The following is a 20,416-nucleotide window of genomic DNA, read 5'->3' as shown; positions in this document are numbered from 1 at the left end:
AAATTCAAAGGATATTGGAGTAATCCGCCTCGATCCGATCCAGGCTCAGGTGGTTGAGGAAGTTGGAGAAACACATCCACGCCGACAGCGCATTCATGTCGCGGAACTGGTCGGGCAGGTACTTGGGTGGCACCACCAGGCCTTCATCCACCAGTTGGCGCAAGGTTCGCATGTCTTCCAGGGTGGTCTTGCCGCAGAACAGCAAGGGGATCTGTTCCAGCTTGCCCTTGCGCACAGCCAGCTGAATGTAGTTGTAAACCATGATGAAGCCCTTGAGATAGGACAAGTCTTTGGTAAACGGCAGCCCGTTGGGCACCGAACCGCGGAACACCCGGCTGGCGTTGCCGTAGCTCTCGGCCATCTCGAAACCCTGCTCACGGAAGAACTCGAACACCTGCAGAAAGTCCGCGCCCTCCTCCACCATGTGGATGGCTCGGGTGCGGTTGGTCAGCTTGCGCAGGCGGCTGGGGTAGGAGGCAAAAGTGATGATCTCCATCAGGATCGCCAGGCCTTCCTGGGTCACCGTGGACGACGGCGGGCCCTTGGCCAGGAAGGTGCAGATCGGCTGGTTCAACCCGTTGAGGGTGGTGCCCACATGCACCAACCCCTCATGGACTTCCAGCGCCCGCACGTCCCGGTTGTTGAACATCGCATCGCTGCGGATCTTGATGTAGTCGGCGCCCGCTGCCGCGTCGGCGACAATGCCATCGGACTCGAATACGCGGATGGTTTCCTCGGCCTCGCCGAACACTTTGTTCAACCGGCTTTGCAGCAGGCTCACCGCTTCCTTGGCACTGAGAGTCTTGGGTTCGTCCTTGAGATCGCCACGCCCGTCGATGTTGTTCAGGTAGTCGGACATCATCAGCCCGAGGTCCGCCAGAGTCGGATCACCGGCGTGGAAGGCGTCGGACGCGGCGCCGTAAAGCTCCTGGGAAATCAGCCCGAAATCAGCGGTCCCCCGGGCTTCGAGCATGCGCACCACCATGCGGTATTCCTTGCACATGCGGCGCATGATCTGCCCCACCGGGTTGAACTGGCCCAACTGGCGGGTGATGTCACGCTCAATGTTCTGGAACTCCAGTTTCACCGCGCCAGAGTCAAAGGACAGCGGTCGCCCTTCGTAATAGGTGCGGTCCACAGCCGGCATTTCCTTGCCCTTGGCCTTGAGAAAGCCCTTGCGGATGTTCTCGTCCCACTTCACCGCATCCAGCACCCGGATCGGTGTCTGGGCCAGCACTATGCGATCGGACAAAGTGCGTATCGTCTGCTGGTAATCGTCCACCCGAAACTCCTATTGAATGGGTCTGTAGCGCGGGGTCACTTGCCCAGCAATTGGGCAGGCGCCGCCTGTTCAGCCGGCAGCGGGTCCTTGAAGAGCATCTGGCAACCGCTGAGCAGCAGGAACGACGGGGCAATCAGAATGCGCCAGGCTTGCATGCAACTCTCCTTTGAACACCAGAATGACTGTAGCCCCTGGCGTGGGCCCCGGCCGACAGGCCGCAGCCAGTCAGCCGTGTGGGGCGCGTCAGACCGAAGCCAGAACCAGATGCATGTAGCGGGTGAGAATGCCGAGCATCTCTTCCTCCGCCAGCGGCTCAGCGCCGTTGAGCAGGCCCTGATACTCCATCCGGCCGATTATAGACGTCAACACCTTGGCATCCTGCTGCGGCTCCCGCGAGCCCAAGACCTCAAAGAACTGACAGGTGCCGTGGAGCAGGATCTGCTGGTGCGAACGCACCAGCTGCGCCAGGCGCGGGTTGAGCAAGGCTTCCTGGCGGAAGGCCTGCTCGGCCATCAGGTGCTCACGGCGGGTGCTCAACTGGCGCTGCACATAGTCGGCGGTCAGCCGTGCGATGTCGTCGGCCAGCTGCGAGCGAGACGCCGGACTGCCATCACCGTAGGCGACCATTTCCCGCAGCAACCCTTCGTTGTTGGCCCACAGCTTGCCCATGAACGCCGCGCTGCGTTCCACATACTGAGCGAAGGTATCGGTGAGCAGGTCATCGATATCCTTGAAGTAATAGGTGGTGGCCGACAAGGGCACACCGGCTTCGGCGGCCACCGCGCGATGGCGCACGGCCCGCACGCCGTCACGCACCACAATGCGCATGGCGGCATCAAGAATGTCCTGTCTACGCTGCTCACTGCCCTGCCGGCTGGCCTTGCGCCCCTGGTACTGAACACTTTCAGCCACCGCAGTGGCTATGCCGGCTGCACCTTCTTGAGCAATTGCGCGGTTCACGACAGATATTCCCTCTTGAAAATCACACAGAATTAGAAGCGGTACGTCAGTTCCAACCAGACAATAAAAAGCCGCCTGTTAAAGGCGGCTTCTTATTCACAACACTTAAGCTTGCGGCCGCATGTGCGGGAACAGGATCACGTCGCGAATCGACGGCGAGTTGGTCAGCAGCATCACCAGACGGTCGATACCGATGCCTTCACCGGCGGTGGGCGGCATGCCGTATTCCAGGGCACGGACGAAGTCGGCGTCGTAGTGCATGGCTTCGTCGTCACCGGCGTCCTTGTCGGCCACCTGGGCCATGAAGCGCTCGGCCTGATCTTCCGCGTCATTGAGCTCGGAGTAGGCATTGGCGATCTCGCGGCCGCCGATGAACAGCTCGAAACGGTCGGTGACGTTGGGGTTCTCGTCGTTGCGACGGGCCAGCGGCGACACCTCGAACGGGTACTGGGTGATGAAGTGCGGCTGTTCCAGCTTGTGCTCCACCAGCTCTTCGAAAATCATCACCTGCAACTTGCCCAGACCTTCGAAGCCCAACACCTTGGCGCCGGCCTTCTTGGCGATGGCGCGAGCCTTGTCGATGTCATTCAGGTCATCGGCCGTCAGCTCAGGGTTGTACTTGAGGATCGAATCGAACACCGAGAGACGGGCGAACGGCTCGCCGAAGTGGAACACCTTGTCGCCGTAAGGCACGTCGGTGCTGCCCAGCACCAGTTGCGCCAGTTCACGGAACAGCTCTTCGGTCAGGTCCATGTTGTCTTCGTAGTCGGCGTAGGCCTGGTAGAACTCCAACATGGTGAATTCAGGGTTGTGACGAGTCGAAACGCCTTCGTTACGGAAGTTGCGGTTGATCTCGAACACTTTTTCAAACCCGCCAACCACCAGCCGCTTCAGGTACAGCTCAGGCGCGATGCGCAGGAACATTTCCATGTCCAGGGCGTTGTGGTGAGTCTCGAACGGCTTGGCCGCGGCGCCGCCAGGAATGGTTTGCAGCATCGGCGTTTCGACTTCGAGGAAGTCGCGCTTCATCAGGAAGCTGCGGATGTGGGCAATGACTTGCGAACGCACGCGGAAAGTCTGGCGCACGTCTTCGTTGACGATCAGGTCAACGTAGCGCTGGCGGTAGCGCTGCTCGGTGTCGGTCAGACCGTGGTGCTTGTCCGGCAGCGGACGCAGCGATTTGGTCAGCAGGCGCACGTGGGTCATTTCAACGTACAGGTCACCCTTGCCGGAACGGGCCAGGGTGCCTTCGGCGGCAATGATGTCGCCCATGTCCCAGGTTTTCACCGCGGCCAGGGTTTCTTCGGACAGGGTCTTGCGGTTGACGTAGACCTGGATGCGACCGGTCATGTCCTGGATCACCATGAACGAGCCACGGTTGAGCATGATGCGACCAGCAACCTTGACCGGGATCGCCGCCTCTGCCAGCTCTTCCTTGGTCTTGTCGGCGTACTTTTTCTGCAGATCTTCGCAGTAGTTTTCGCGGCGGAAGTCGTTCGGGAAGGCATTGCCCTTGGCGCGCTCGGCAGCAAGCTTTTCCTTGCGCAGGGCGATCAGGGAGTTTTCTTCCTGTTGCAGGGCTTGCGGGTCGAGTTGTTGGTCGCTCATGTCTTTAAATTTTCCATCAGGTTCGTTGCCCCCGGCCTGCGGCCGGGGGGCGCCGGGCAAGGACTCTTCGTCCCCCCGGCTCCTACAGGGTTTTACAGGCCGGACTTCAGGCTGGCTTCCAGGTACTCGTCGATGTCGCCGTCGAGCACCTTGTCGCAGTCGCTGCGTTCGATGTTGGTGCGCAGGTCCTTGATCCGCGACGCGTCGAGCACGTACGAGCGAATCTGATGACCCCAGCCGATGTCCGACTTGGTGTCTTCCAGGGCCTGGGAAGCCGCGTTGCGCTTCTGCATTTCCTGCTCGTACAACTTGGCCCGCAGCATTTTCATGGCGGTGTCCTTGTTGGCGTGCTGGGAGCGTTCGTTCTGGCAGCTGACCACGGTGTTGGTCGGTACGTGGGTAATACGCACAGCCGAGTCGGTGGTGTTTACGTGCTGACCACCGGCACCGGAGGAGCGATAGGTATCGATCCGCAGGTCGGCCGGGTTGATCTCGATTTCCACCTTGTCATCGATCTCTGGCGAGACGAACACTGCCGAGAACGAGGTATGGCGACGGTTGCCGGAGTCGAACGGGCTCTTGCGCACCAGGCGGTGCACGCCGATCTCGGTGCGTAGCCAGCCGAAGGCGTATTCGCCCTTGATGTGCACGGTCGCGCCCTTGATCCCGGCGACTTCACCGGCCGACAGCTCCATGATGGTCGCTTCGAAACCGCGCTTGTCGGCCCAGCGCAAGTACATGCGCAGCAGGATGTTGGCCCAGTCCTGGGCCTCGGTACCGCCGGAACCGGCCTGGATGTCCAGGTAGGCGTTGTTCGGGTCCATTTCGTGGCTGAACATGCGGCGGAATTCTAGTTTGGCGAGGTTTTCCTCGAGACGGGCCAGTTCGGCGACCACATCGCCCACCGCACCTTCGTCGTTTTCTTCGACCGCCATATCCAGCAGGTCGCGGCAATCGGCCAGACCGCCGTTCAGCTCGTCCAGGGTCTCGACGATCTGTGCCAGCGCAGCGCGCTCGCGGCCCAGTTCCTGGGCGTATTCGGGTTTGTTCCAGACACTCGGATCTTCAAGCTCGCGATTGACCTCGGTCAGACGCTCATGCTTTTGATCGTAGTCAAAGATACCCCCGAATAGTTTCGGAGCGCTCGGACAGGTCCTTGATGGTGTTCAGGATCGGGTTGATTTCCATGGGGGGCGGCACTCGTTGGCGAACTTTTGAAAGCCGGAGATTATAACGGAATCACCGAATCACGGCAGCCCGCTTAGCGGCTTTAGAGGCCAATCGACCATCTAATTTCAGTGAGCGAACCACTGAGATTCGCGCGCAGGCGCCATTTTACCGCCCTGATCCACCTGCGCCCGGGTCCGAAACGCAGCCGGGGCCAGCCCGCTACCCGCAGGCCATGAGCCGCCCCCCAGAGCCGCTACTCGATCCCTACCTGGTTGCGACCGTTGTTCTTCGCAAGGTACAGCCCCTTGTCCGCCGCCGAAATCAACTGTCGACAATGGCTGTTGGGCTGCGGCGTTACCGTGGAAAGACCGATGCTGATGGTCAGGCTGGCGCCCTCCACCGGCACGATATGAGGGATTTTCAACGCTTCCACGGTCTGGCGCAGCTTCTCCGCCACCAGTCGCGCCCCGCCCGGCGAGGTATTGGGCAGCACCAGCACGAACTCTTCGCCGCCGTAGCGCGCCGGCAGGTCCGAGGGCCGGCTGCTGGCTTCACGAATCGCCGTGGCCACCTTGCGCAGGGCTTCATCCCCCTCCAGGTGGCCGAAGGTATCGTTGTAGGTCTTGAAGTAATCGACGTCGATCATCAACAACGACAGCTGGCTCTGCTCACGCATCGCCCGACGCCATTCCAGTTCCAGGTATTCGTCGAAGTGCCGACGGTTGGACAGCCCGGTCAGGCCGTCGGAGTTCATCAGTCGCTGCAGCACCAGGTTGGTGTCCAGCAATTGCTGCTGGCTGACCCGCAACGCACGGTAGGCCGCATCGCGCTGCAACAGGGTCATGTAGGAGCGCGAGTGATAGCGAATGCGCGCCACCAACTCGATGTTGTCCGGCAGCTTGACCAGGTAGTCGTTGGCCCCGGCGGCAAAGGCCGCACTCTTGATCAGCGGGTCTTCCTTGGTCGAGAGGACAATGATCGGGATGTTCTGGGTCGCCGGATGATTACGGTACTCGCGCACCAGGGTCAGGCCATCCAGCCCTGGCATCACCAGGTCCTGGAGGATCACCGTGGGCTTGATGCGGATGGCCTGGGCGATGGCCTGGTGAGGATCGGCGCAGAAGTGGAAGTCGATGTTTTCCTCATTCGCCAACCCACGCCGAACGGCCTCGCCGATCATGGCCTGGTCATCCACCAGCAACACCATCGCGGCGTTTTCGTCGGTCTTGAATTCGTCGAGCTGTAAATCATTCATGGGTTGTCACCTGAGTTGCTACCTGGCCAGGACAGCTGCGTTTTTCAGTCATTTGGCAAATATCTCCAGCAAACGTGGAGCAATCTTGTCCAGTGGGCGAATCTCTGCGGCGGCACCGATGGCAGCGGCCGCCTTGGGCATGCCATACACCGCGCTACTGTTCTGGTCCTGAGCGATGGTCAAATAACCCTGATCGCGCATCAACTTCAAGCCCTGGGCACCATCGCGACCCATGCCGGTCAGCAGCACCCCCACCGCATCGCCATTCCAATAGCTGGCGACACTCTCGAAAAACACGTCGATGGAGGGCCGGTAGATTTCATTCACCGGTTCGGCGGTGTAGGCCAGGGTGCCGTTCTTCAACAAGCGGATATGGTGGTTGGTGCCTGCCAGCAATACGGTGCCGCTTTGCGGCGGCTCGCCCTCCCGGGCCAGCCGTACCTGCAGGCCGGAGGCGCTGCTGAGCCACTCGGCCATGCCGGCGGCAAACACCTGATCAACGTGCTGGACCAGCACGATGGCGGCGGGAAAGTCCTTTGGCAAGCCCTTGAGCAACACTTCCAGGGCCGCCGGGCCACCAGCGGAGGAGCCAATGGCCACCAGGCTCTGGCGTGGCGCACCACTGCGCAGCGGCACCGGCGCCGAGCGCACCCGACTGCCACGCTGGCCGATCAGCCAGCCGATATTGAGGATCTTGCGCAGCAGCGGCGCCGCCGCCTCCTGGGCATTGCCCGCGCCCAGGGCCGGGGTATCCACCACGTCCAGGGCGCCATGGCCCATGGCCTCGAACACTCGGTGCACATTCTGCTGGCGGTCGACCGTGACGATCACGATGGCGCAAGGCGACTCGGCCATGATCCGCCGCGTGGCCTCGACACCATCCATGACCGGCATGATCAGGTCCATGAGAATCAGGTCCGGCGTCAGTTCGGCGCAGTATTTCACCGCCTCGGCGCCATTGGTGGCCACCCACACCACCTCGTGGCTGGGGTCGAAGGCCAGGGCCCGGCGCAACGCCTCCACGGCCATGGGCATGTCGTTGACTATCGCTATCTTCATGCCCGCGCTCCTCCAATCAGCTCAACCACTGCGTCGAGCAGGGCGTCGTCATGGAAACTGGCTTTGGCTAGATAGTAGTCGGCACCGGCATCCAGTCCACGGCGCCGGTCTTCCTCACGATCCTTGTAGGACACCACCATCACCGGCAGGGACTGCAGGCGATTGTCGCGACGCAAGAGTGTGACCAATTCAATTCCATCCATTCGCGGCATATCGATATCGGTGATCAGCAAGTCGAAGCTTTCCGAACGCAAGGCATTCCAGCCATCCATGCCGTCCACTGCAACGGCCACATCGTAGCCGCGATTGATCAATAGCTTGCGCTGCAACTCTCGCACCGTCAGTGAGTCGTCCACCACCAGAATACGCTTGCGCGCAGCCTGTGCATGCTGCTGGTGATGACGTGCGATGCGCTCCAGGCGGCCGGTATTGAGCAGTTTGTCCACCGAACGCAGCATGTCCTCGACATCCACGATCAGCGCCACCCGACCATCATCGAGCAGGGCCCCGGCGGAAATATCCTGGATCTTGCCCAGGCGGTCATCCAGCGGCAGCACCACCAGGGTGCGCTCGCCGATAAAGCGTTCCACGGCGATCCCGTACACCGCATCGCGCTCGCGAATCACCACCACCTTGAGAGTCGGCGCGTTGGTCTCGGTCGCCGGCCGCTGCAACAGTTGACTGGCGGCCACCAGCCCTACATGCCGCCCCTCGTGCCAGAAATGCTGGCGCCCTTCCACCTGGACGATGGACTCGGGCTCCAGGTCGCACATGCGTTCGATATGGGCCAGCGGAAAGGCGTAGGCCTCGTCGCCGACCTCCACCACCAGGCTGCGCACCACCGACAGGGTCAAGGGCACTTCCAGGTGGAAACGGCTGCCCTGGCCGCTGGTCTGCTCCAGTTCCACCGCGCCACGCAGCTGCCGCACCATATGCTGCACCGCATCCAGGCCGACGCCGCGTCCGGAAACCTCGGTGACCTTGTCCCGCAGGCTGAAGCCCGGCAGGAACAGGAACGTCAGCAATTCTTCCTCGCTGAGCTGGGCGGCGGTCTGGGCCGGCGACAGCTGACGCTCGACAATGCTCTGGCGCAAGCGCTCAAGATCCACGCCGTTACCGTCATCACTGAGTTCCAGCACCAGAAGACCGGCCTGGTGCGAGGCCCGCAGACGAATCACCCCTTCGGCCGGCTTGCCCGCCAACAGGCGCTGCTCAGGCAGCTCGATGCCGTGGTCGACGGCATTGCGCAGCAGGTGAGTCAGCGGTGCTTCGAGTTTCTCCAACACATCGCGGTCGACCTGGGTTTTCTCGCCTTCAACTTCCAGGCGTACCTGTTTACCCAGGCTGCGCCCCAGATCGCGGACCATGCGCACCTGACCGGTGAGGACATCGGCAAAGGGCCGCATGCGACAGGCCAGGGCCGTGTCATAAAGCACCTGGGCCCGTTGACTGGCCTGCCAGCCGAACTCATCGAGCTCGGCGGTCTGCAGCGCCAACAGTTGCTGGGACTCGGCCAGCAAGCGCCGCGCGTCGGCCAGTGCCTCCTGGGCCTCCAGGCTCAGCGCATGCTCCTTAAGGTGCAGGTTGAGATTTTCCAGGGCGGTCAGGCTGTTGCTCTGAATCCGTTTGAGGCGCTGCATCGTGACCAGGTAGGGCTTGAGCCGCTGGGTTTCCACCAGGGATTTGCTCGACAGGTCCAGCAAGCTGTTGAGGCGCTCGGCGGTCACCCGCAGCACCCGCTCGCCGCCTTCGGTCATGCGCTTGCCTGGGCGCCCGCTGCTCACTGCCGGCTCCAGGGCCGGATCGCTAGGTGGCGGCAAGGGCTCCAGTTCCCTCGGCAACTGCGCCATGGGCGCCACTGGTGCTTCCAACTGCGGCTCTGGCACGGCGCTGGCCTGGGCCGGCACGCTTGGCGCCCCCGGTCCATGAGCCAGCAACTGCTCCATCAACGCCACATAGCCCGGAACATCCGGCGCCACGGTCTCGGTGCCCCCGGGACTGGCAATCCGCATCAACAGGTCAGTGCCCTGCAACAGGGCGTCGATATGCTCGGGCTGCAGGTACAGTCGCCCTTCCTGGGCACTGACCAGGCAATCCTCCATCACATGGGCAACGCTGACCCCGGCATCGACCCCGACAATCCGCGCCGCGCCCTTGAGCGAGTGGGCGGCACGCATGCAGGCTTCCAACTGGTCAGCCTGGGTCGGATTGCGCTCCAGGGCCAGCAGCCCGGTACTGAGTACCTGGGTCTGGGCCTCGGCTTCCAGGCTGAACAGTTCCAGCAACGAGGCATCGCGCATTTGATCGGGGGTCATGTCAGGCTCCGGGTCACGGCCAAGAGCAGTTGCTCTTCATCCAGCAAGCGCAGGCTACGTCCCTGCCATTGCAGCACGCCACGGGTGTACTTGGCATTGGCCTGTTCTCCGGAGAGCGAGGCAGCGTTGAGAAGGCGTTCATCGAGGGCATGGATACCATGCACCTCATCCACCGGCACCACCACCGGGCCGCCCTCGGCCCCAATGATCAGCATCCGCGGCATGACCCGCCCGGCAGCAGCGACCACCGGTGTGCCATCCAGGCCCAGCAGTTCGGTCAATGACAGACAGGCCACCAGGGCCCCGCGCACGTTGGCCACCCCCAACAACGCCCGGGAACGCTGGTGAGGCAAGGAATGGATTTCCTGCAGCGGTGCCACCTCCAGCAGGCACCGGGTCGCCAGTCCCAGCCACTCCTCGCCGAGACGGAACATCAGCAGCGAACGGGTGACCACATCGCTGTCGGCCTCCAGGTTCAGCGCGTGTTCCCGGTCCTCCTGACGCAACGAATAGCGGTCCAGCAGGCGCGTAGCAGCGGCGGAGTAGACCGCGCAGTTACGGCAATGGATATGCTCGGCGAGCAGGGGGCAGGACTTGTCGCCGTGGATGCCGATGCGGTTCCAGCAATCGTCGATGGCCTGCGCATCTTCACGGGTCACGTCCAATGAGTAGGAATGGCTCATCGTTTCAACTCACTGTCGGCAGAGCGAGTGCTGCGGGCAGCGCGCTCCTGCAATCGTTGGGCTCCGGCGACATCGCCCTGGGATGCCAGCAGCGCCGCCAGGTGCGCCAGGGCTTCAGGGTGCTGGGGAGCCAGGTACAGGGCCTTGCGGTAGAAACCCTGGGCTTCCATGGCGTTGCCGGCCACATCGCTGAGCAGCCCCAGCCAATAGAACACCTGGGCCACAGGTTCATGCTGCTGCAGATAGCGCTCGCAGGCGGCACGGGCTTGCGCACTCTTGCCCTCATTGGCCAAGGCGGCAATGTTGGCCAGCAGGCTCGCGGCATCGCTGTCCGGCGGCGTGCTCTCGGCCACTGGGGCCGGGGCTGCACGGACGGCAAAGGGGCGCTGGCGCGGCGCCGCAGGCACCGAGCTGCGCGGCGGCAGGGGCAAGGACAAGGGCTGAGGCAAGGCCACGGGAGCCGGTGCAGGCTCGGGCTCGCTGTGCCGGCTGAAGGCAAAGGACTGGGGAATGCCAATCGAACGCATGCCCAGCCGCCCCAGCAGGCTGCCCTCTGCAGGCCCGATGAACAGCACCCCCTCTTCATGGGTCAGGCGCTTGAGCACCTCGAACACCTGACGCTGGGTCGGCTGGTCGAAATAGATCAGCAGGTTGCGACAGAAGACAAAGTCGAAAGGCGGCTCGCTGGCCAGCAAGCCCGGATCCAGGACATTGCCCACCTGCAGCCGTACTTGCTCGCGAACCCGCTCGCTCAAGCGATAACGATCACCCTCGGCACAAAAGTGCAGCTCGCGAAACTCGGTGTTCTGGCCACGAAAGGAGTTCTTGCCATAGACCGCCCCACGGGCCCGCTCCACTGACAACGGGCTGACGTCCAGGCCGTCGACCTTGAACTGATGGGGAGCCAGGCCGCCATCCAGCAGAGCCATGGCAATCGAGTAAGGCTCCTCACCGGTGGAACAGGGCAGGCTCAACAGGCGCAAGGCGCGCATGCCCTTGATCTGTGACAGACGTTCCTTGGCCAGCTTGACCAGGGTGGCGAAGGACTCCGGATAACGGAAAAACCAGGTTTCCGGAACGATCACCGCCTCGATCAGGGCTTGCTGTTCGTCCCGCGAGCCTTGCAGCTTTTGCCAGTACTCATCGCTGCTGCGGGCATACAGGGCATTGCTGCGCTGGCGCACCGCGCGTTCGATGATCGCCGGGCCCACCGAGGCGACATCCAGGCCGATTCGCTCTTTGAGAAAGTCGAAAAACCGTTGTTCGTCGCTCATCGAGGCTCCTCAAGCGACGCCGGGTCCAGAGGCTCGGCCGGAAACAGCAACTCCCGCACCTGCGCGCTCAGCAAGTCATCGACCCGCACCCATTGCAAAAGCCCCTGGGCGTCTTCACGCACCGGCCCCAGATACGGCGCCTGGCGGTTGTCCAGGCCATAGGGCTGGAATTCCTGGGGGTCGCAGCGCAACGTGTCGTTGGCCTGCTCCAGCAACAAACCCAGCACTCGGGGTGGCTGGGAGCCGTCGCCACGGTAGTGCACCAGCACCAAACGGGTACTGGTACGCAACTGCGCCGCACGCCCGAACGTCAGCTCGCACAGGTCGATGACCGGCACCACCACCCCGCGATAGGCAAAGACCCCGGCGACCCAGGACGGTGCCTGGGCAATGGGCTTGAGCTGCAGGCGCGGCAACACCTCCACCACGTCAACAGCCTGTAGTGCATAGCGCTCCTGACCGATGCGGAACACCAGGAACAGAGCACTGCGCGCCCCGGCTGCGGCGCTGCGCTTGTGCGCGAACTCATCCATCAGACTTTGAAACGCGAGACGCCGCTGCGCAGGCCCACGGCCACCTGGCTCAGCTCATCAATGGCAAAGCTGGCCTGGCGCAGGGACTCGACAGTCTGGCTGCTGGCATCACCCAGTTGCACCAGGGCATGGTTGATCTGCTCGGCGCCGGTGGCCTGGGCCTGCATCCCTTCATTGACCATCAGCACCCGAGGCGCCAGCGCCTGGACCTGATGGATGATCTGCGACAGTTGCTCACCCACCTGCTGCACCTCGGCCATGCCGCGACGCACCTCTTCGGAAAACTTGTCCATGCCCATGACCCCCGCCGACACCGCCGACTGGATCTCACGGACCATCTGTTCAATGTCGTAGGTGGCGACGGCGGTCTGATCCGCCAGACGTCGCACTTCAGTGGCCACCACGGCAAAGCCGCGACCGTACTCGCCGGCTTTCTCCGCCTCGATGGCGGCGTTCAACGACAGCAGGTTGGTCTGGTCGGCAACCTTGACGATGGTCACCACCACCTGATTGATGTTGCCGGCCTTCTCATTGAGGATCGCCAGCTTGGCGTTCACCAGGTCCGCGGCGCCCATCACCGAATGCATGGTGTCTTCCATGCGCGCCAGGCCTTGCTGGCCGGAACCGGCAAGCACCGAAGCCTGATCGGCGGCGCTGGATACTTCAGTCATGGTGCGCACCAGATCCCGGGATGTGGCGGCGATTTCCCGCGAAGTGGCACCAATTTCCGTGGTGGTGGCGGCGGTCTCGGTGGCGGTGGCCTGTTGCTGCTTGGAGGTGGCGGCAATCTCGGTCACCGACGTGGTGACCTGCACCGACGAACGCTGGGCCTGCGATACCAGGGCGGTGAGCTCGGTCATCATGTCGTTGAAGCCGGTTTCCACCGCGCCGAACTCGTCCTTGCGCTCCAGGTTCAAACGGCCGCTGAGGTCACCGGTGCGCATGATTTCAAGAATGCTCACGATGCGATTCATCGGCGCCATGATCGCCCGCATCAACAGCAGGCCACATAGACCAGCGACGAAAATCGCCACCAGCAACGACACGCCCATCCCAACCTTGGCTGCGGCCACGGCATCGTCGATGGCATGGGTGGCAGAATCGGCTATGCGCTTGTTGAAACTGATGAGCTCGTTGAGCTTGATGCGGCCCTTGATCCAGAGCGGGGTCAGTTGCTCGTTGAACAAGCGGATCGCCTCAGCACTCTGGTTCCGCAGGTGCAGGTCCAGCACCTGGGCCATGACGCGATTGAACTCTTGATGGTCTTTCTCGAAGGCCGCGAACGCAATCCGATCCTCCTCAGCGGTGATGGACTGCTGGTAACCGGCCATCTGAGTCTGCAGGATTTCTTCATATTTCCTGAAGTTCTCCTGGTCTTGGGCGCTGATGCCCTGGTCCCGCTTGAGTCCGATGATTTCCATCGTCTGTCGGTAGTTGTCGACCCAGGCTCCGCGAATCATCGAACTGAAATAGACCCCGGGCACCGCGTCATTGCGCATGCGCTCTTCACCGGCTTCGATCTTCAACAGGCGCGAGTACGAGACGACGACCATCAACAACATGATGGCAATAATCACCGCAAAGCTCGCCAAAATGCGTTGGCGCAACGTCCAGTTCTTCACAGTCAGTCCTCGAAGCCATTCAAAAATGCGAGGAGTATAGCCGAGGACGATGCAGGTTTTATGGGTGGTTTAAGAACCCGAATGGCACTTTCGGCATCTTTGTGCACCCGCTCTGGATGGTGGCTTAGCGGGCACTTTCAGGCTTGCAGAAGGTATTTCGGCAATACCTTCCGGCAGAACCGCCATCCTTGGCAAACGACAAGTCCCAGGTGCTTCAGAGAACGCTCTGGCGCACCTGGCTTTCCAGTTCGGCCTTGAGCCCCGGCGCCAGTTTCAACTGACGCGCCAGTTCGTCCAGGTAGGCCTTTTCCATGAAGTGTTCTTCATCCACCAGCATCACGCTGGCCAGGTACATCTCGGCCGCCATCTCCGGGGTGCTGGCAGCACGGGCCACGTCCGCCGGGTCCAGGGGTTTGTTCAACTCGCTGTGCAGCCAGTTCTGCAATTGCGGATCGTTGTCCAGCTTGCGGAACTCGCCTTCGATCAGTGCCCGCTCACGTTCGTCCACGTGACCATCGGCCTTGGCTGCCGCCACCAGTGCCTTGAGGATCGCCTGGCTGTGCTGCTCCACCTGCTGCGCCGGCAGCCGGTCAAGGGTCTGCGGCTCGTTGCGAGGAGCAGTGCCCTGTTGCGCTTGCCAGTTGCCGTAGGCTTTGTAGGCCAGCACTCCGAGAGCCGCCAGGCCGCCATAGGTCAGGGCCTTGCCGCCAAACTTGCGGGCCTTCTTGTTGCCCAGCAGCAAGCCCATGGCGCCAGCTGCCAGGGCCCCGCCGCCCGCTCCGGACAGCAGTCCACCCAGCCCGCCGGCCTTGCCGCCGAGCAAGCCGCCAAGGCCACTGGAATCGGGCCGGGCCTTGTCCGTTGGCGCCGCGCCTGCCTTGTTCTGCAGCAACTCCTGACCGGACCTGAGTAATTGATCGAGCAATCCACGGGTGTTCATCTGCCGCCTCCGGAAAATTGGGTGTCACATCGACACATAAGGCCGTAAGCCTAGAGAGAAGTGCCCAGGTTCAGGGGGACGATAGTGCTTCTGAATGTTGCTTTCCCAGGAACCGGACACAGGACCGGACAACAGGCCAGACACATGACCTGCACCACGACCAAGATCCCCTTGCAGGAGCCGGCTTGCCAACGAAGCCCCCCATGCGCGCGAAATGCCTGCATCAAGGGTCCTCGATCAGTACCCACCCAGGCTGCCAGACTGGATTAGCGCCCCGAGTTACGGCACTATCGCCCGCCTGAAAAAACCCGGCGCCACCGACCGGAATCGCTGAAGACCTTCCGGCAGCAAGGATGCGCCCATGCCCCGACAGAACTGCGCCACCGCCCACGAGTGCCGCCCATGAGCCTGGACGCCGTAGGCCGTTATCACCTGATACGCATCATCACCGGCCTCGTGCCCCTTTCGCTGCCGGCGCCGCTGTTCTATCTGGCACATGTCTGGGGCATATCGGTGTATCGCAGCCACTTCGGTTCCATCGCCAAGGGCTTTGGCCTGGGAATGATGGTGGAACTCCTGCTCCAATTGCTGATCCTCGTCAGCGTGCTGGTGGCCCTGGTGCCCAACCTGAAGGCCAAGCTGGGCCTGGTCGGCGCCCTGGTGCTGTTCACCGCCTGGGCGATGTTTCCCGACCATCCGATACGTGGCTACGTCTATTGCTTCCTGATGAGCGTGCCGCTGCTGCTGGCAATCTGGCTGGCGCAGTGGCTGTGCCGCTGCTGCGTACCGACACCCCCGCCGGACACGCCATGACCGACGCTTCGCCTCCAACCTTGATGAGTTCGCCGATGCCCGCCCTTCGTCATCTCTTGCGCCCGTTGCTCGCCGCCCTGTTGCTCGGCGCCGCCACCCAGGCGGCACAGGCCGCTGCGCCCGCCTGCCCGTCCAGCGACCTGCCGACCTTCCTCAAGGCCTTTGCCAGCAGCCCGCAGCTGCAGCAGGCGTTCACCGATTCGCCGCTGATTGAACAGCGCCCGACCCATGACGAGTACGGCCGCGAGATCACCACCCGGCACAAGCTGACGGGCGATACCCGTCACCTGCTGACCCTGCTTGATCCAGAGGCCCAGGCTCGGGCCGGACTGCAAGCCTTCTGGGAGAGCCAGACCCTGGTGGTGCATGATCCGCTGGGTGACGTGGTCCAGGCCTTCGTCTTTCAACAGGGCGCCTGCTGGCAACTGGTGCGGGTGGAACAGTGGTCCATGGACGGCCTGCTCAACCAGGATGCTCCGGCCAATGAAACCGCCCTGCAGCGACAGATGCGCAAGGCCGATCTGTTCCTGGGCTACGGCGGTCGCGAGCAGTACCTGTTGACCCAGTACTTCTTCGAGCTGGGCCAGCAGCTTCTGCTGGACGCCGCCCGGCATGGCTCGGCCACGGCGGCAGTGCGGGCCGTGAGTCTGGGTTACTCGGGCATGGCACCGGAGCTCAAGCCCGGGGAGCCGGAAGAACTGCTGCTGCCTTACGCCCAGACCGATGCCGAGGCGGCGTTGATGCTGTCGATGTACTACTGCGACCCCCGCGGCGATGGCTCCGTCAATGAATGCCAGCAACCGCGCAAGTCCGAAGAGCTGGTGCAGCGCACCGCCCGGGAACTGGACTCGGCCGACGCCTACTACTACCTGGGCAGCGGCTACGCCGAGGGCAAGTGGGGCACCACCGATGGCCCCCGGGCCCTGGCCTGCTACCAAGAAGCGATCAAGCGCGGCGACCTGAACAGCATCCGGCCCCTGACATGGTGGACGAAAAAAGGCCAAACACCCGCCGGTGGAGCCCAGTGCCTGCCAGCCACGGCGCCGGCGGGGAGCTGACCCCGGAGCGGCGTGCGGGCCCCGGGGCGGACACGGCGCCTCAGGTTTGTTGACTTTTTTTCACAAGAGTTTGATTGCCCGCACACCGCCTGATCGCGTTAATTGAGCCTTCACTCCGTTCACCGACAGGCCCGCCCATGCACCTCGCCGCTCTGGAACACGCCCCGCAGCCCAGGTCCCGGAAATGAACGCGCCATTACCGCGCCAGGCCGCGCGCCTGCAGCAGGTCGATGCCCTGCGCGGCTTCGCGCTGCTGGGCATCCTGGCGGTGAACATCTGGTCTTTCGCCGACCCCTACTACGCCTCGCCGGTCAGCAACCCGGCCTACGCCAGCGACCTCGACCACCTGATCCGCTGGCTGGTGTCGGTGCTGTTCGAGGCCAAGTTCTACCTGCTGTTCTCCTTCCTGTTCGGCTACAGCTTCACCCTGCAGATGGCCTCCGCCGAGCGAGCGGGCGAACGCTTCGTGCCGCGCATGCTGCGGCGGCAACTGGCCTTGCTGGCCATCGGCCTGGTGCACGGCGCGCTGCTGTTCTACGGCGAGATCCTCACCCTGTACGCGCTGCTGGGCCTGGTGCTGCTGGCCTTGCGCGGGTTGTCGGCAAGGTGGGCCGCGACCCTGGCGCTGGTGCTGATCACGGGAACCGCCGTGCTGATCCTGCTGTTGGGTGTCCAACTGCTGAGCGCCGGTCTCTACACCGGCGCCACCGACGGCGCAGCGGTGCTCAAGGACATGGCCCTGGGGGGCGATGCCCTGGATACCCTGGCCTACAACGCCTCTCACCTGCTGGAGACCGCTTCTGCCCTGTGGCTACTGCAGGGCCCCAGCACCCTGGCGATGTTCCTGCTGGGCTATGTCGCCGGGCGCAAAGGCCTGCTGGCGGCGCCTTACCGCTTTGAACGCAGGCTGCCAGGGCTGCTGGCCCTGACCCTGGGTCTGGGCGGCGCCCTGCTTTACGGATACTGGGCAGCCTACGCCCCCGGTGGTGGTCTGGAAGTCATCGGCTACAGCATCAGCCAACTGACCGCGCCGCTGCTCTCGGCCAGTTACGCCATGCTGCTGCTCAGGGCCTTTCATTCCCCTCTGGGCCAGCGTCTGTGCCAACGCCTGGCCCCTCTGGGCCGGATGTCCCTGAGCAACTACCTGCTGCAATCACTGATCCTCTGCCTGCTGTTCACCGGCTACGGACTGGGGCTGATCAACCATCTGTCGCCGCTGTGGATGCCCGTCCTGGTCATCGCCATCTACTGGCTGCAGATGCAACTCAGCGCCCTGTGGCTGCGTACTCATCAGTACGGCCCTTGCGAGTGGCTGCTGCGGGCGCTGACCATCGGTGCCTGGCCGAACTGGCGCAAGCCCCTCCAGGCTTAAACCAGACGCAGATAGAGGTGGATATCCTCGGGCTCCAGGCGCAGCAGCTCCGAGTCCGGGATGGCCAGCAGCTCACAGCCCAGGCCGGTGTAAAAATCCACGGTGTGCCGCGACGGCGTAGCCGACACATACAAGCCCTGGGCGCCCATGATCAGGGCCTGCTCCCGAGCCAGGGCGAAGAGTTGCCGGCCCAGGCCAAGGCCGCGATAAGCCCGGCTCACATGCAGGAACTTCAACTGCCGCAAATCCAGCCCGGCAGCCTCGATGGGCAGGCAATCCACCACCGCCGCGGCCACCAGAGCCGGGCCATCGAACACCCCGTACAACCAGCCGCCGCGCTGGTAACACTGCTGCAAGATCAGCGCGTCATGCTCGGCCTCGCCCTCCGGCCAGCCCTCCACCACTTCATGCTGGGCATAACGCAGCAGAACGCCCTCCTGCAGGCGGTAGAACTCATCGATGACCTCGGCGCGGTCGATCAATTTGAGCCGTTGGATATCGTCGTCGGTGAGCAGGCGCGGGTGCAGCATGGGACAGGTTCCTGGAGCTGATCAGTGGTTACCAATGGACACAAGCTAATCATTTTTCTGCCCCTGGCGAACCGTTTATTCTATCCGCCGTCTGTTTACATTCAGTTGCGTTTGGCCGATGGCATGACCGAACCTCACCTCGCGATCCCCTCATACAGCCAGGAACGGCTGGGGATCTTTCCCCGTATAAGGTTCACCTATGCACCGCAGGAATCTCCTCAAAGCCTCCATGGCCCTGGCGGCCTACACCGGCCTCTCGGCCAGCGGTCTGCTGGCAGCCAGGGCCTGGGCAGGCGCCGCTGATGGCCAAGCCCAGGCATTCGACTTCGAGCGTCTCAAGGCCCAGGCCAAGCAACTGGCCAGCCAGCAATACGTGGACACCAAGCAGGTGCTGCCACCGACCCTGGCGCAGATGACGCCGCAGAACTTCAACGCCATCCAGTACGACAGCCAGCACTCGCTGTGGAATGACCTGAACGGCCAGCTGGATGTGCAGTTCTTCCATGTGGGCATGGGCTTCAAGCAACCGGTACGCATGCACAGCGTCGACCCCAAGACCCGCCAGGCGCGGGAAGTGCACTTCCGTCCCGCGCTGTTCAACTACCAGAACACCAGCGTCGACACCGCCCAGCTCAAGGGCGACCTGGGCTTTGCCGGCTTCAAGCTGTTCAAGGCACCGGAACTGGACAGGCATGACGTGGTGTCCTTCCTCGGCGCCAGCTATTTCCGTGCGGTGGACGCCACCGGCCAGTACGGCCTGTCGGCCCGGGGCCTGGCCATCGACACCTACGCCAAACGTCGCGAGGAATTCCCCGACTTCACCCAGTTCTGGTTCGAGACCCCGGACAAGGACAGCACCCGCTTCGTGGTCTACGCCCTGCTGGACTCGCCAAGCGCCACCGGTGCCTACCGCTTCGACATCGACTGCCAGGCCGAGCGCGTGGTGATGGAAATCGACGCCCACATCAATGCCCGTACCGCCATCGAACAACTGGGCATCGCCCCCATGACCAGCATGTTCAGCTGCGGCACCCATGAACGGCGCATGTGCGACACCATCCACCCGCAGATCCACGACTCCGACCGCCTAGCCATGTGGCGCGGCAATGGCGAATGGATCTGCCGCCCGTTGAACAACCCGGCCAACCTGCAGTTCAACGCTTTCGCCGACAAGGACCCGAAGGGCTTCGGCCTGGTGCAGACCGACCACGAGTTCGCCAGCTACCAGGACACCGTGGACTGGTACAGTCGTCGTCCGAGCCTGTGGGTCGAGCCCACCACCGCCTGGGGCGAAGGCAGCATCGACCTGCTGGAAATCCCCACCACCGGCGAAACCATGGACAACATCGTGGCCTTCTGGACCCCGAAAAAACCCGTGGCCGCCGGCGACTCCCTGAACTACGGCTACAAGCTCTACTGGAGCGCCCTGCCGCCGGTCGGCACGCCACTGGCGCGGGTCCACGCCACCCGTTCCGGCATGGGCGGTTTCGTCGAAGGCTGGGCCCCGGGCGAGCACTACCCGCCAGTCTGGGCCCGACGCTTTGCCGTGGACTTCACTGGCGGCGGCCTCGATCGCCTGCCCGCCGGCACTGGCATCGAACCGGTGGTCACCGCCTCCAACGGCGAGGTCAAGGACTTCAGCATCCTGGTGCTGGACGAGATCAAGGGCTACCGCATCCTCTTCGACTGGTACCCGACCAACGACAGCGTCGATCCGGTGGAACTGCGGCTGTTCATCCGCACCCACGATCGCACCCTGAGCGAAACCTGGCTGTACCAGTACTTCCCCCCGGCGCCGGACAAGCGCAAATACCCCTGATCGGCTGACAGCCCCCGGCAAGCCGGCTCCTACAGATCCCACCGCCTCCGCAGGAGCGGGCTTGCCCGCGAAGGCGGCCAGCAGTCAGACACAAAAAAACCGGCCCACACGGGCCGGTTTTTT

Annotated in this window: 17 protein-coding genes; 4 read left to right on the top strand and 13 right to left on the bottom strand. The window is 63.1% G+C overall.

The window, feature by feature from the left end; all coding sequences use genetic code 11:
- Window positions 1-4 precede the first annotated feature (4 nt).
- From DWF74_RS21655 to DWF74_RS21600, 12 genes are all read right to left on the bottom strand, one after another.
- Entirely contained in the window at window positions 5-1,282 is a 1,278-nt protein-coding gene (locus tag DWF74_RS21655) for a flavohemoglobin expression-modulating QEGLA motif protein (protein WP_115581687.1), read from the bottom strand.
- A gap of 243 nt (window positions 1,283-1,525) precedes the next feature.
- Window positions 1,526-2,242, bottom strand: coding sequence for a TetR/AcrR family transcriptional regulator (locus tag DWF74_RS21650; protein WP_102861336.1), 717 nt, complete (start codon window positions 2,240-2,242; stop codon window positions 1,526-1,528).
- 105 nt (window positions 2,243-2,347) lie between these two features.
- On the bottom strand, window positions 2,348-3,850 hold the full coding sequence (gene lysS / locus DWF74_RS21645) for a lysine--tRNA ligase (RefSeq protein WP_102861335.1): 1,503 nt from the start codon (window positions 3,848-3,850) through the stop codon (window positions 2,348-2,350).
- Between the two features lie 92 nt (window positions 3,851-3,942).
- Window positions 3,943-5,038 (bottom strand): peptide chain release factor 2 gene (prfB, locus tag DWF74_RS21640; RefSeq protein ID WP_102861334.1). Its coding sequence is split into 2 segments (ribosomal slippage): window positions 3,943-4,965 and window positions 4,967-5,038, totalling 1,095 coding nucleotides; the frame shifts between segments, so codons are not numbered across the junction.
- A 235-nt stretch (window positions 5,039-5,273) separates the two neighbouring features.
- Entirely contained in the window at window positions 5,274-6,275 is a 1,002-nt protein-coding gene (locus DWF74_RS21635; protein ID WP_102861333.1) for a response regulator, read from the bottom strand.
- Window positions 6,276-6,323: 48 nt separating this feature from the next.
- Window positions 6,324-7,334 carry a chemotaxis response regulator protein-glutamate methylesterase gene (locus tag DWF74_RS21630; protein ID WP_110652336.1) on the bottom strand — a complete coding sequence of 337 codons (1,011 nt, stop codon included), beginning with the start codon at window positions 7,332-7,334 and terminating at the stop codon, window positions 6,324-6,326.
- Complete coding sequence (locus DWF74_RS21625) at window positions 7,331-9,649, bottom strand: hybrid sensor histidine kinase/response regulator (protein ID WP_115581686.1); 2,319 nt, start codon at window positions 9,647-9,649, stop codon at window positions 7,331-7,333. Before DWF74_RS21625 ends, DWF74_RS21630 begins: the two co-directional genes overlap by 4 nt.
- Window positions 9,646-10,332, bottom strand: a complete 687-nt coding sequence (locus tag DWF74_RS21620) for a chemotaxis protein CheW (protein WP_102861330.1) — start codon at window positions 10,330-10,332, stop codon at window positions 9,646-9,648. Before DWF74_RS21620 ends, DWF74_RS21625 begins: the two co-directional genes overlap by 4 nt.
- A complete protein-coding gene (locus tag DWF74_RS21615) occupies window positions 10,329-11,606 on the bottom strand; it encodes a CheR family methyltransferase (RefSeq protein ID WP_102861329.1) in 1,278 nt (425 codons plus the stop codon). Before DWF74_RS21615 ends, DWF74_RS21620 begins: the two co-directional genes overlap by 4 nt.
- Window positions 11,603-12,139 (bottom strand): chemotaxis protein CheW, encoded by a 537-nt coding sequence (locus tag DWF74_RS21610; RefSeq protein WP_110596464.1) that lies wholly within the window; start codon window positions 12,137-12,139, stop codon window positions 11,603-11,605. Before DWF74_RS21610 ends, DWF74_RS21615 begins: the two co-directional genes overlap by 4 nt.
- Entirely contained in the window at window positions 12,139-13,761 is a 1,623-nt protein-coding gene (locus DWF74_RS21605; protein ID WP_115581685.1) for a methyl-accepting chemotaxis protein, read from the bottom strand. Before DWF74_RS21605 ends, DWF74_RS21610 begins: the two co-directional genes overlap by 1 nt.
- A 214-nt stretch (window positions 13,762-13,975) precedes the next feature.
- The gene (locus tag DWF74_RS21600) at window positions 13,976-14,701 is read right to left on the bottom strand and encodes a tellurite resistance TerB family protein (protein WP_102861326.1); all 726 of its coding nucleotides are present in this window, start codon (window positions 14,699-14,701) and stop codon (window positions 13,976-13,978) included.
- Between the two features lie 402 nt (window positions 14,702-15,103).
- Between DWF74_RS21600 and DWF74_RS21595 the strand changes: the two genes are divergently transcribed.
- The 3 genes from DWF74_RS21595 (at window position 15,104) to DWF74_RS21585 (ending at window position 17,944) form a co-directional block, all read left to right on the top strand.
- Entirely contained in the window at window positions 15,104-15,514 is a 411-nt protein-coding gene (locus DWF74_RS21595; protein ID WP_102878519.1) for a hypothetical protein, read from the top strand.
- Window positions 15,515-15,549: 35 nt separating this feature from the next.
- Window positions 15,550-16,572 (top strand): hypothetical protein, encoded by a 1,023-nt coding sequence (locus DWF74_RS21590; protein ID WP_240321953.1) that lies wholly within the window; start codon window positions 15,550-15,552, stop codon window positions 16,570-16,572.
- A 184-nt stretch (window positions 16,573-16,756) separates the two neighbouring features.
- Window positions 16,757-17,944 carry a DUF418 domain-containing protein gene (locus DWF74_RS21585; RefSeq protein WP_115581684.1) on the top strand — a complete coding sequence of 396 codons (1,188 nt, stop codon included), beginning with the start codon at window positions 16,757-16,759 and terminating at the stop codon, window positions 17,942-17,944.
- On the opposite strand, the gene DWF74_RS21580 is transcribed toward DWF74_RS21585, so the two are convergent.
- Window positions 17,941-18,474 (bottom strand): GNAT family N-acetyltransferase, encoded by a 534-nt coding sequence (locus tag DWF74_RS21580; protein ID WP_115581683.1) that lies wholly within the window; start codon window positions 18,472-18,474, stop codon window positions 17,941-17,943. The genes DWF74_RS21585 and DWF74_RS21580 overlap by 4 nt on opposite strands.
- A gap of 199 nt (window positions 18,475-18,673) precedes the next feature.
- Between DWF74_RS21580 and DWF74_RS21575 the strand changes: the two genes are divergently transcribed.
- A complete protein-coding gene (locus DWF74_RS21575; protein ID WP_115581682.1) occupies window positions 18,674-20,293 on the top strand; it encodes a glucan biosynthesis protein D in 1,620 nt (539 codons plus the stop codon).
- Window positions 20,294-20,416 lie beyond the last annotated feature (123 nt).

It is taken from the genome of Pseudomonas protegens (assembly GCF_003363755.1).
In the GTDB taxonomy this organism is placed as follows: Bacteria; Pseudomonadota; Gammaproteobacteria; order Pseudomonadales; family Pseudomonadaceae; genus Aquipseudomonas; species Aquipseudomonas danubii.
Note: the sequence above shows the minus strand (reverse complement) of the source record. Positions and strands in the feature narration are given on the sequence as shown.

Coding starts and splice junctions, on each gene's coding strand:
- DWF74_RS21595 (WP_102878519.1), top strand. CDS start 15,104: ATGAGCCTGGACGCCGTAGGCCGTTATCACCTGATACGCATCATCACC.
- DWF74_RS21610 (WP_110596464.1), bottom strand. CDS start 12,139: ATGGATGAGTTCGCGCACAAGCGCAGCGCCGCAGCCGGGGCGCGCAGT.
- DWF74_RS21615 (WP_102861329.1), bottom strand. CDS start 11,606: ATGAGCGACGAACAACGGTTTTTCGACTTTCTCAAAGAGCGAATCGGC.
- DWF74_RS21620 (WP_102861330.1), bottom strand. CDS start 10,332: ATGAGCCATTCCTACTCATTGGACGTGACCCGTGAAGATGCGCAGGCC.
- DWF74_RS21635 (WP_102861333.1), bottom strand. CDS start 6,275: ATGAATGATTTACAGCTCGACGAATTCAAGACCGACGAAAACGCCGCG.
- DWF74_RS21580 (WP_115581683.1), bottom strand. CDS start 18,474: ATGCTGCACCCGCGCCTGCTCACCGACGACGATATCCAACGGCTCAAA.
- DWF74_RS21625 (WP_115581686.1), bottom strand. CDS start 9,649: ATGACCCCCGATCAAATGCGCGATGCCTCGTTGCTGGAACTGTTCAGC.
- lysS (WP_102861335.1), bottom strand. CDS start 3,850: ATGAGCGACCAACAACTCGACCCGCAAGCCCTGCAACAGGAAGAAAAC.
- DWF74_RS21600 (WP_102861326.1), bottom strand. CDS start 14,701: ATGAACACCCGTGGATTGCTCGATCAATTACTCAGGTCCGGTCAGGAG.
- DWF74_RS21575 (WP_115581682.1), top strand. CDS start 18,674: ATGCACCGCAGGAATCTCCTCAAAGCCTCCATGGCCCTGGCGGCCTAC.
- DWF74_RS21590 (WP_240321953.1), top strand. CDS start 15,550: ATGCCCGCCCTTCGTCATCTCTTGCGCCCGTTGCTCGCCGCCCTGTTG.
- DWF74_RS21585 (WP_115581684.1), top strand. CDS start 16,757: ATGAACGCGCCATTACCGCGCCAGGCCGCGCGCCTGCAGCAGGTCGAT.
- DWF74_RS21630 (WP_110652336.1), bottom strand. CDS start 7,334: ATGAAGATAGCGATAGTCAACGACATGCCCATGGCCGTGGAGGCGTTG.